General features: G+C 62.1%; 12 protein-coding genes. All 12 read left to right on the forward strand.

All coding sequences use genetic code 11. The features are described 5' to 3' along the window. Positions 1–86 precede the first annotated feature (86 nt). Genes VJ811_RS17625 through VJ811_RS17680 form a run of 12 tightly spaced genes read left to right on the forward strand, consistent with a single transcriptional unit; the run spans position 87 to position 11,398 of the window. Positions 87–1,568 (forward strand): type II and III secretion system protein family protein, encoded by a 1,482-nt coding sequence (locus VJ811_RS17625; RefSeq protein WP_324074797.1) that lies wholly within the window; start codon positions 87–89, stop codon positions 1,566–1,568. After that, complete coding sequence (locus VJ811_RS17630; RefSeq protein WP_324074799.1) at positions 1,558–1,821, forward strand: hypothetical protein; 264 nt, start codon at positions 1,558–1,560, stop codon at positions 1,819–1,821. Before VJ811_RS17625 ends, VJ811_RS17630 begins: the two co-directional genes overlap by 11 nt. 39 nt (positions 1,822–1,860) lie before the next feature. After that, entirely contained in the window at positions 1,861–3,411 is a 1,551-nt protein-coding gene (locus VJ811_RS17635; RefSeq protein ID WP_324074802.1) for a TadE/TadG family type IV pilus assembly protein, read from the forward strand. Between the two features lie 4 nt (positions 3,412–3,415). Further along, positions 3,416–3,925 carry a TadE family protein gene (locus tag VJ811_RS17640; RefSeq protein WP_324074806.1) on the forward strand — a complete coding sequence of 170 codons (510 nt, stop codon included), beginning with the start codon at positions 3,416–3,418 and terminating at the stop codon, positions 3,923–3,925. Then, positions 3,922–4,542, forward strand: coding sequence for a TadE/TadG family type IV pilus assembly protein (locus VJ811_RS17645; protein ID WP_324074808.1), 621 nt, complete (start codon positions 3,922–3,924; stop codon positions 4,540–4,542). Before VJ811_RS17640 ends, VJ811_RS17645 begins: the two co-directional genes overlap by 4 nt. Positions 4,543–4,553: 11 nt before the next feature. Further along, positions 4,554–5,747, forward strand: a complete 1,194-nt coding sequence (locus tag VJ811_RS17650) for an AAA family ATPase (protein ID WP_324074810.1) — start codon at positions 4,554–4,556, stop codon at positions 5,745–5,747. Between the two features lie 7 nt (positions 5,748–5,754). Continuing rightward, complete coding sequence (locus VJ811_RS17655) at positions 5,755–7,128, forward strand: CpaF family protein (protein WP_324074815.1); 1,374 nt, start codon at positions 5,755–5,757, stop codon at positions 7,126–7,128. Between the two features lies 1 nt (position 7,129). After that, positions 7,130–8,131, forward strand: a complete 1,002-nt coding sequence (locus VJ811_RS17660; RefSeq protein WP_324074817.1) for a type II secretion system F family protein — start codon at positions 7,130–7,132, stop codon at positions 8,129–8,131. 1 nt (position 8,132) lies between these two features. Next, on the forward strand, positions 8,133–9,113 hold the full coding sequence (locus tag VJ811_RS17665; RefSeq protein ID WP_324074819.1) for a type II secretion system F family protein: 981 nt from the start codon (positions 8,133–8,135) through the stop codon (positions 9,111–9,113). 1 nt (position 9,114) lies between these two features. Beyond that, a complete protein-coding gene (locus VJ811_RS17670; RefSeq protein WP_324074821.1) occupies positions 9,115–10,029 on the forward strand; it encodes a tetratricopeptide repeat protein in 915 nt (304 codons plus the stop codon). A gap of 12 nt (positions 10,030–10,041) precedes the next feature. Then, complete coding sequence (locus VJ811_RS17675; RefSeq protein WP_324074824.1) at positions 10,042–10,917, forward strand: tetratricopeptide repeat protein; 876 nt, start codon at positions 10,042–10,044, stop codon at positions 10,915–10,917. Continuing rightward, complete coding sequence (locus VJ811_RS17680; protein ID WP_324074825.1) at positions 10,910–11,398, forward strand: A24 family peptidase; 489 nt, start codon at positions 10,910–10,912, stop codon at positions 11,396–11,398. Before VJ811_RS17675 ends, VJ811_RS17680 begins: the two co-directional genes overlap by 8 nt. Positions 11,399–11,475: the final 77 nt, after the last annotated feature.

Consider the following 11,475-nt stretch of genomic DNA (forward strand, 5'->3'; position numbering starts at 1 on the left):
CGCGCCGCTTCCCGCCCCGCGCCCCACCGGCCCCTCGGTCGAAATCGTCCGCGGCACCGCGCCGACTGTTTATGAGGTCAAACGCCATGGCTCGTGATTTTCGACCCCGCGCCGTGCGCGCGCTCGCCGCCCCGCTGACGATCGCCGCCGCACTGGCGCTGGCCCCCTCCGCTTCGGCGCAGAGCTATGGCTCGGCCGGCGGCGTCCACGCCGGCCAGCTCGACGTGCCGCTCAACAAGAGCCAGACGGTGACGCTCGACCGCCCCTTCGGCCGCGCGATGATCGGCAACGCCGAAATCGCCGACGTCATGCCGATTTCCGACCGGTCGATCTATGTGCTGGGCAAGGCGATGGGGACGACCAGCCTGAGCGTCTATGACAAAGGGGGCCGCATCATCACCATCGTCGACATCGCGGTTGGCCCCGATGTCGTGTCGCTGCGCCGCCAGCTCGGCGAATTGATGCCCGGCGAAAATATCAGCGCGCGCATTTCGAACGACGCCGTCGTGCTGTCGGGCGTCGTCAGCAGCGCCGCCGCGGCGCAGAACGCCGTCCAGATCGCCGGCACTTATGCGGGCGAGAAAGTCGTCAATATGATGGGCGTGGGGTCCAGCCAGCAAGTGATGTTGGAAGTCCGCTTCTCCGAAATCAACCGCCAGACGGGCAAGGATATCGGCGTCCGCAGCTTTTTCCGCAACGGATCGGGAAGCTGGGACGGCGCGCTCGGCGGCGGCGCCTCGCTGACCCCCGACCCCGAAACGGGCGAAGGCATTCTGAAGCTGGGCGCGATCGCCGACAGTTTCGGCATCATCCGCCACAGCTTCAACATCGGCGGGCTCAACATCCTTGGTGTGCTCGACAGCCTCGAAAGCAAGGGACTGGCCAAGACGCTGGCCGAACCGACGCTGGTCGCTCTGTCGGGCGAGAAGGCAAGCTTTCTGGCGGGCGGCGAATTTCCCATCCCCGTCGTGCAAGGCGGCACGGGTGGCGGCGGTGGCGGCGGCGGCGGCGGGCAAGGCATCTCGATCGAGTTCAAGCCGTTCGGCGTCAGTCTCGGCTTTACGCCGACGATCCTTGCCGATGGCGTTATCAACCTGGTCGTCGAACCCGAGGTCAGCTCGATCGACCCGACGGCGTCGATAACGCTCAACGACATCGTCATCCCCGGGCTGCAAACCCGGCGCGCGTCGACGACGCTGGAACTGCGCGACGGCGAATCCTTCGCCATCGCGGGGCTGATCCGTCAGGATTTCTCGACCACCGTGCGGCAGGTGCCGCTGCTGGGTTCGATCCCGATCATCGGATCGCTTTTCCGCTCGTCGGGCTTCAAGCGCGGCGAGACCGAACTGCTCATCGTGGTGACCCCTCGCCTCGTCCAGCCGATCAAACCTGGGCAGGTCGCGTTGCCGACCGATCGCGTCGGCGAACCAGGCGAACTGGACCTGTTCCTGTTGGGTCGCACCGATGGGGCGGTCCCCGCGATCCCGCCCGTCCAGCAGCAAATGCCGGCAGACCGGAGCGCGGGGACCACTTCAATCGCCAAGGAGGGAAGCGGCTATGAATATTGAAACGCGCCTCGGCGCCGCCTTGGCGCTCGCCGGGATGACCGCCGCCTGCACCCCCACCGACGTCACCTTCGGCAATGCGGTGCGAACGACGCTGGCGGCGCAGGTCGTCGATCCGGATCCCCAATATGAGGAGCCCGTGCCGACCACTGACGCCGCCAAGAGCGCCGCCGCGGTCGAGCGCTATCGCACCGACCGCGTGAAAAAACCCGAAAGCATCCGCACGACCGACGGTCAAAGCGGATCGCCGCAATAGGAAAGGGGCCGGTGGGGAACTGAAAAGATGGCGCGGGAATTGTCCCATTCCTTCTTGAAGGATCAGCGCGGTGCAACCGCGGCCACCTTTGGTCTCGCGCTGTTTGCGCTGGTTGCTGTCGGTGGCGTGGGTTTCGATTACGCGCGGCTCGCGGGGATGGACAGCGAACTCCAGAACGCCGCAGACCAGGCGGCACTGGCCGGCGCATCGCAGCTCGACGGAAAGAACGGCGCGTGCCTCCGCGCATCGGCGGCGGCGTCCGATCCTGATTTTCTTACAAATCTCACTCTTTTGGCAAATGATGGCGGCGATGCGGAAATTACTATCACGCCGGAACCCGATTGCGACGCGGTGGGCAATATCCGCTTTTATCAGGATACGAGCCGAACACCGGCCACCGACGACAGCAACGCCAATTTCATCGAAATATTCATCGGTTTCCGAACCGCCAACTATGCCTTCACGCCGCTCGTCGCGGCGATCAGCGGTAATACCAACGCGGCAGCGCTGGCCGGGCTAGGTTCGGCGATCTGCCGCGTGCCGCCGGTGATGTTCTGTAATCCCGCCGAGCCGCTCGGCAACACCAATGTCAATTTCGGTTTCGATGCCAACGCGCTCGCCGGATCGGGGATGAAGCTCATCACCGGTAACGCCACCGCGCCCGGCAACTTCGGCTTCCTTGAAAGCGGATTCGGCAGCGGAGCATCGAATCTGGCCGCCGCGCTCGGCTATAATACGGTGCCTGGCGACTGCCTGCCGATCACCGGGGTGACGACCAAGCCGGGCCTCAACGCCGTCGTCATGGATGCGCTCAACACCCGCTTCGACCTCGACACCAATGGCGCGAACACCTGCCCCACCGGCGGCACCTGCTCGCCCTCGCGCAACGTCCGCAAGGATCTGGTGAAAGGCAATAATTGCGGCACTTCGGGGCAACAGGGCTGGCAGGAATCGCCCAACCCCTATCGCCCGACCACGGCGACGAACCTGACGTCGGGCTATCCCGACATCATGGGCCATCCGCGTGATCTGTGCCATGCGATCAGCAACGACCTTTCGGCGAGCATTGCGGCCGGCTGCACGCTCGCCGATGGGCGGATCGGCAACGGCGCGTGGGACCGCGACGCCTATTTCCTCGTCAACTATGGCTGGAACAGCGCGACATGGCAGACGGAGACGGGACTGGGCTCCGACGCCAGCCGCTATGACGTCTATCTGTGGGAACTCGACAACACCGACGTGAGCGACATGCAGCAGACGATGACCGGCAACAAGGACGGCTACAGCTATCCAGTCTGTCGCGGCGCTGGCGTCACGCCCAACGACGAGACGGTCGACCGTCGCAGGATTTCGGCGGCGGTGATCAATTGCGACGCCCTCAATCTCAACGGTTCGGAAAGCGGTGTCCCGGTGCTGAAATGGGTCGACATCTTCCTCGTCGAACCCTCTTACCAGCGGCGGCGGGGCAGCAATGTCGTCACCGAGGCAACCGACGTCTATGTCGAGCTGATCGGCGAGACGGGCAGCGGCACGGCGGGGCAGACCGCGGGACAGGTGGTACAGCGCAACGTCCCCTACCTGTTGGAATGATCCGATGACGGAGCGGCCCATATCTTCCTTTCTTCGCTGCCGGTCGGGCGCGGCTGCTGCCGAAATGGCGCTGATCCTGCCGATGCTGATCGCCATCATGTTCGGCGGCTTCGAAGGGGGCGCCTATCTGTGGACCGAGCATAAGGTCGTGAAGGCGGTGCGCGACGGCGCGCGCTTTGCGGCGCGCCAGTCCTTTTCGGTGTTCGACTGTACGGGTATCACCGATGCGGCGGTTCTGGCGCGCGTTCAGAATCTGACGCGCACCGGCGAAACCTCGGGCGGCACCGCCAAGATCCTGGGGTGGGACGACAATGACCAGATCATCGTCACCGCCGCCTGCCAGACGGGCCAAAGCTACTCCGATCAGGGCGTCTATGCGACCGAGATCAGCGGCGCGACCCACGTCACCGTATCGGCGACCGTTCCCTATCCCTCGCTCTTCGGCACGCTGGGTTTCGATACCACCGGCGCGACGGTCACGGCGAGCGCCAATGCGGCGGTGATGGGCATATGAGCGGCCTGCTCACCCGGTTCGCCCGCAGCACCGGTGCCGGGCCGGCGGCCGAGTTCGCGCTCGTCCTGCCGCTCATCCTGATTTTCCTGCTCGGCATCATCGATGTCGGCCGCTTCGCCTGGGAAGTGAACCGCGCCGAAAAGGCGACCCAGACCGGCGCGCGCTGGGCGGCCGCGACCAATATGATCGCGAGCGGACTAGTGAACTATAGCTTCGCAACGGGGGTCGAGGCCGTTCCGGCGGGGACTCCGGTGGACGACACCGACTTCCCCGGCATCAGCTGCTCAAGCAACGGCACGACGACGACCTGCATCTGTCTTGGCACGTGCAATTTCCCGACCACCGCGAACAACGCCGCCTTCACGGCGTTGATCGACCGGATGGCCGACATCAAGCCCGACATCGGGGCCGCCAACGTCATCGTCGAATATCGCAACTCGGGGCTCGGCTTTGCCGGCGACCCGAATGGCCCCGACGTGGCACCGATCATTTCGGTGCGGCTGCGCGACCTAGATTTCGTTCCCCTCACGCTCATGCTGTTCAGTGGCACGATCGATCTTCCCGACTTCAGCTATTCGCTGACGATGGAAGACGGCGCCGGCAGCTGGTCGAACTGAAGGACGAAATCATGGGCAAGAACGAAAATATCGGCTCTCCTGAACAAGATGGATCCCTGCAATTGGACTGTAAGGTCAAGCTTTTCATATCCGAGGACGAGTTCGCGCGATCGAGCCTGTCGCGCGGCGACTATCCCAGCGAAAGCTTTGGCCTGGTGCATGTCGCAGCGGACGAGCCGCTGTCACCCGCGCTGGTGGGCGACGCTGAGCTGGTTGTAGTGGAACTCAAGGGCGGCGATCCGCGCTCGATGCAGCGGCTCACCGCGCTGAGGACGCAACGTCCTTCGCTTCCGTTGATCGTCGCGATGCATGGTGCCGACCTTGCCACCACCCGGGCGTTGATCCGTCAGGGCGTCGATGACGTCATTGCGCTCCCACTCGACCGCGGCGAGTTTTCGGATGCGGTCACCGGCATTCTTGCCACCGCCGGCCGCACCCTTCCCAAGGTGGAGCGACTGGCGCCGGTCGTCGCAGTGGCGCAGAGCGTCGGCGGGATCGGCGCGACGACGGTTGCCACCCATCTTGCCTATCATCTGGGCGAACGGGGTGGTGCGCGTGGAACCTGCCTGATCGACCTCGATCTCCAGTTCGGCAACGCCGCCACCTACCTCGGCGCCGATCCTACCCTCACGATGGACGATTTGCTCACAGCGGGCCGGCGCGTCGACGGTCAGTTGCTCCGCACAGTGGCGGCCACCTGCGGGGAAGGCGTGGCGGTCATCGCGGCGCCCGAACGCATCTCGCCACTGGAAATGGTGGATACCGATCAGTTGCTTCGCATTCTCGAGGTTGCGCGCAAGGAATATGACCACGTCGTTCTCGATCTTCCGGGCAATTGGGCCAATTGGACGCTTTCAGCGATAGACAAGGCCGACATCATTCTGCTCGTCGTCGATTTGTCGGTGGGAAGCTTGCGCCAAGCGCGGCGGCGGCTGACATTGTTCGAAGAAACCGGAATTGATCCGTCGCGGTTACGAATTGTTGCCAATCGCGTCGAACGGCGGCTGTTCCGCACGATCAGCGTTCGCGACGCCGCCGAGACGCTCCATTATCCTGTCATGGCCACGATCAACAACGACTATCCCGTCGTACAGTCGGCTCATGACCAGGGCGTGCTGGTAAGCAGCATTGCTCGGCGTAACCGGGTTGCTGTCGATCTTGTCGCGCTGGCCGCCAGTATCGCTGAACAATTGCACAAGGACTGATCTGGAAATGTGGCAGGTTCAGAAACAGAAAGGCTCTCAGGGCAGCGAAGCCGAAACCGTCCGTCCGGCAACCGAAGTGCTGCGCGGAGAGGTGGATCACGACCGCAATGCAGCGCTGCTGTCGCTGAAGGTTCAGGTCCATCGCGAACTTCTCGACGAAATCAACCTCGCACAACTTGAAAAGATGTCACGCGCGCAGGTCGAAACCGAAGCGGGCGACCTCATCGCCGACATTCTTGGTCGCCACCAGCTCGCCCTCAACGCAAGTGAACGACGCGCGATGGTGGGGGACGTCCTTGACGAGCTGTTGGGACTGGGTCCGCTCGAACCGCTTTTGCAGGACGAGACGATCACCGATATCTTGGTCAACGGGCACGATATCGTCTTTGTCGAGCGTCGCGGCCTGCTTCAGCGGGTCGAAACGCGCTTCAAGGATGAAAAGCATCTTTTCCGCATCATCCAGAAAATTGCGAGCGCGGTTGGGCGACGCATCGACGAGTCATCGCCTTTCGTCGATGCACGGCTCGCCGACGGGTCGCGCGTCAACGCGGTCGTACCGCCGCTGGCGATCGACGGATCGCTGCTCTCGATCCGCAAATTCGCCCGAATTCCGATCGACATGGCCAAGCTCGTGGATTTCGGAAGCGTGCCGTCCGCCGTGGCCGAGGTGCTGGAAGGCATCGTCAATGCGCGACGAAACATATTGATTTCGGGCGGCACCGGCTCGGGCAAGACAACCCTTCTCAACGCCATATCCTCGTTCATCGACGAGCGCGAACGCATCGTGACGATTGAAGATTCTGCCGAACTGCAACTGCAGCAAGAGCATGTCGCGCGCCTCGAAACACGCCCTCCAAATATTGAAGGCAAAGGCGAAATCACCCAGCGCGACCTTGTCAAGAACGCGCTGCGCATGCGCCCCGACCGGATTATCGTCGGCGAAGTTCGCGCCGGTGAAGCGTTCGACATGCTGCAGGCGATGAACACTGGCCACGACGGGTCGATGACGACCGTCCATGCCAATACCGCGCGCGACGCGCTGTCGCGTGTCGAGCAGATGATTGGCATGAGCGGGATCGACATGCCTGCGCGTGCGGCGCGAGCGCAGATCGCATCGGCAATAAACGTCGTGGTTCAGATCGGGCGACTTTCGGACGGCCGGCGCCGCTTGCTCAGCCTGTCGGAAATCACGGGGATGGAGGGTGACGTCGTCACCATGCAGGATATTTTCCGGTTCCGGATGACCGGACGCGATGCCGACAATCTGGTGATTGGCCATTTCGAGGCGACGGGAATCCGACCGAAATTTCTCGAAACGCTGTCTTCGCACGGGATCGAGCTGTCGCCCGAACTTTTCCGGCCCGACCGGCGGATCGACTGACATGAGCGATACCGCCCTCCGCTTCCTTACGATGCTGGCGCTTTTCGCGCTGGTGGTGTTGCTCGCGCAAGCGGCGATCGGGTTTGCCGTCGAACGAAGCGGAAAAAGCCGGGCCGTGAACCAGCGGCTTCGTCTCATCGAATCAGGGATCGATCGCCAGGTCGTCACCTCGATGCTGCGCAAGTCGCTGCCGCGGCGCCTGGAGGGCGCGCCACCGTGGCTGTCGGCCCTTTTCCAGTCTTTCCGCCGCATGTTGAATGCCGCCAATATAGCTATGTCCGAACTTCAGGTAATCGGGCTCATGTTGATGGGCGCAGCTATCGTGACTTTCTTGGTCCTGGTCGCGGCGGGGTTATCGGGCTATCCGCTGACCCTGGGCGTCGTCCAACTGGCGCTCGCGCTCGGGATCGTCATGGCGTGTCTGTTGCCTTGGATGCTCCTGACCCGCCTGGCCGATCGTCGGCGGCGCCGTATGGAACAGCAGTTTCCTATCGCGCTCGACATCTTCGTGCGCGGTCTGCGGTCAGGTCACCCGATACCCTCTGCCCTGCAGCTTCTGACGGCCGAGATGGAAGACCCGATCGGCACGGAGTTCGGCATCGTGACCGACGAAATCGCTTTTGGTCTCGACCTGCGCGAAGCGCTCGCGCGCATGGCGGAGCGCTGGGGGCTTCCCGACATGCACATGTTTGTTGTGTCGGTTTCGGTGCAGATGGAAACAGGCGGAAACCTCGCCGAGATTCTGGAGAATCTGAGCAAGGTGATCCGCGACAGGGCCAGCATGTTTATGAAGGTTCGTGCGCTGAGTTCCGAAGGACGCATGACCGCCGTCATCCTTACCGCACTGCCGATCCTTGCCTTTGCCGGCCTGTTCCTTGCAAATCCGGTTTTCTATCTCGACGTCGCGACCGATCCGATCTTCTTCCTCGGATTTGGGGGGCTGATCCTTCTTTATCTGGTCGGATTCGTCTCGATCCGGCGCATGATCGACCTGAAGGTCTAATATGGTCGAGATTCTCGCATCATCGCCCTATCTGCGGCTCGGCTTCCTCGCCCTCCTTTTTGTGACGGTCTCGTCGCTCGTATATTTTGGCGTGCGACTGGTGCTCAGCCGCCGCGCCGTTCTGGGCCGCCTTGAAACGCAGGCCGTCACGGACGCTCCCCGCGACGATACCGATCGCCTGAGGGCGGCTGATGTCCGTTCGGGAACATGGGCAAAGCTTGCCGCGAACATCGAACGAAGCGGATTATCGCTCGGCGATTCCGATCCGCAGGGGCTGCGCCGCCGTATGCTCGCGGCAGGATATCGGTCGCCGCACGCGCCAAAGATTTACACGCTGTTGCGGCTTTTGCTTATCTTTGCCCTCCCCTCTGCGCTGGTCGTGCCACAGCTTCTTTCCGAGACACCCGTCGACCTGTTCAAGCTTTACCTCCAAGGCGCAGGCCTTGCGTTGATGGGCCTTTTCATCCCCAGCCTGTTTCTGACCGCGAAGGCCGATCGCCGCCGACATGAGATTTTGGACGGTTTTCCCGACTGTCTCGATCTCATGCTGGTCTGCGTGGAGGCGGGTATGGGGCTCGAGGCCGCCCTCGATCGCGTTGGCCGCGAAATGACGCTTTCGCATCCGCTTGTTGCTGAACAGATTTCGCAGTCAACGCTCGAACTGCGCGCTGGCGCGAGCCGCGAGGAAGCCCTGCGAGCTCTCGCTAATCGTACCGGTGTCGATGAAATCAGGGCCTTTGCAACTTTGCTGATCCAGTCGGACAAGCTTGGCTCAAGCATCGCGACAACCCTCCGCATCTATGCCGCCGAAATGCGCGAGAAGCGCCGAATGCGCGCCGAGGAGAAGGCACACCGACTTCCCGTCCTGCTCTCCATCCCGCTGGTGGCCTGCATGCTGCCCGTCATGATCGGCGTACTTATGTTGCCGGCCGTCATTCGCGTGATCCGCGACATTGCGCCGGCACTTGCTGGAGGAAACTGATTTGACCCGCTTCGCACTTCGCGCGATCCTCTTGGGCACGCTAGCGGTTGCTGGATGTTCGCTCGGCCCTCGCTTCGAGGCGTCGCTCTCACAGGTCCGTGATGTTCCGGTCGTTGCGAACCTCGCACCAAGCGAAGCACTTGCTCGTGGACGCAGCTTTCTCGGCGCCCGTCAATATGGATTAGCGATCGAACTGTTCAAAAGCGCCCGCCGCGATCCTGCACTGCAAACCGAAAGCCTCAACGGACTGGCCGTCGCCTATGACGCGATCGGGCGCCGCGATATCGCCGAACGCTATTTCGAAGAAGCGCTCGCATCGCAGCCCGCTGACGAGCGAACGCGACGCAACCTGGCCCGGTTTTATGCAACAACGGGCCAGCAGGACAAGGAGCGAGCCATTCTCTCGGATACGCCCGTTTTCGCCATGGCCGAGCCCGATGCTCCCGGGTCGGACGCGCTCAAGCAAGCGGCACAGAATAGCAGCAGCGTTACGACCGTGCAAAAGGCGATGGCGATCGAACGTCAGAGTCCGCTTGCACCCCTTCTGTCGCCAATGGTGGTAAGAGCAGGTCTGCCAACCCAAAGCGCGCCGTCACATCGCGCGCGCGCTCGATCCCCCGAGACGGAAGACGTCGTCGAGTGCTTGCTTGACCATGCCGCCAATGCCGTCGACGAGCCTGCCGGGATGCGGATGTTTCGGCTGAATATCGGCGAAGTATTCATCACAGCCGAACCTTTCGGCACCACCTGCCGGTCCGAAACTGCAGAAAATGAGACACTGGCTGCACCCGACATCAGCAATGGCGAATATCTCGGCCGGGTCGCAGCTTATCTCGATCGCCTGAACCGGCAGGCCGCGGGTGAGGAGATCGCGTTGTTTTGGGTTGCGACCTTCTGGCCGCATCGCGGAGCCTAAGGAACCAACGGCATGCGTTCCCGCCTTGTAAATTGCTTAATGGTAGCGCTTTTGTCCGTCGCCCGGGCATCAGGCGCACATGCCTCCCCGCCCGATGTTGCCGAACATGTCCCCGATAATCGGCTTCCATCAGGCGAGATGTCCGGAACCGATCCCCTGCTTCTCGCAGATAGCGCGTTGCAAGGCCGACGCCTCTTCGAAGCCGAAGCCTATCGCGCCCAGCTTGCCGCAGATCCACGACCCGAAGCTCTGCTACTGCGCGCCGAACTCGCCCTTATATCGGGCAACCCAGGCGAAGCTATTGCCTTGATCGATCGAGTAGGAGCAGATTCAGCTTTTGTTTGCCGCGCGGAAGCCGTCGCTACAACGGCCTTGCTGCAGCTTGGGCAGCCGGATTTGGCCAAAATAAGATCAGACGCCCTCGGCAGTAGCTGTTGGGCCGACGCATTCTATTGGCGTTCGAAGGGACGAATTGCCTACGCCAGGAGCGACATCGACACGTCTGTCGCCGCCTTTCAAGAAGCTCTTGTCCTCCAGCCGTCGGATCGAGGAACGGAAAACGACCTTGCCGTGTCGCTCATCGCAGCGGGCGATGCCGAGCAGGCTTCTCGCCTCCTTGGCGCGTTGCTGCATCGCTCGCCTGACGCAACCGATGTATCGCTCAATCTCGATTTTGCGAATGCGATGCGTGGAATCGAACCTGAGCGCAGACCACAGGAAGATGATGATATGTGGAGCCTTAGACTGCAGTTTGCCGGGCAAGGAGCGCGGCAAGCCAGGCGGCTGGACCTGGCCGGAGCGCTGTTGGCGCGGGCCCTGATCAATCGTCCGCGCTACGATCATAAACTGTGGCAGCAATATGCGGAGGTCACCGGACGCGATGATTAATATCGTTACCGCCTTCCAATTGCTTTTTACGCTACTGCTGCTGGCAGCAGCAGCAGCCGATATACGCCAACGTCGCATTCCGAACGCCATTCCCCTGCTTATCGTTATCATGTTCATCGTCAGCTGGCTGGCAGGCTTTCCGTTTTCTAGTCCTTGGTGGGCGCATGGCTTTCACTTCGCAGCAGCACTGCTCGTCGGCATGCTTCTCTTTTATTTTGGATGGTTTGGCGGCGGCGATGCGAAGCTTTACGCTGCCTGCGCCTTATGGTTTTCTTTTAGCGACGCGATCTTGCTGTTGTTCGTCACCACCGCCTCCGGCGCTATCATCGTGGTCGCGCGCATGCTTATCATATTTGCAAGGTCGAGCCTTGCATCGAGCGGGCCGGCGAATGGCCTGCGGCAAAAGTCGTCATCCCGATCGATACCCTATGGAATAGCAATCGCCGCGGGCGGCATCGCCTCTATTTTTTCTGTATATTAGGATCGCCTAACTTTCAAACAGGTCCGCTTGGCTGACAGACCTATTATCAACCCGAAAGATTAGTGCCGCGGCGATAG

The organism is Sphingopyxis sp. (assembly GCF_035250425.1).
Taxonomy (GTDB): domain Bacteria; phylum Pseudomonadota; class Alphaproteobacteria; order Sphingomonadales; family Sphingomonadaceae; genus Sphingopyxis.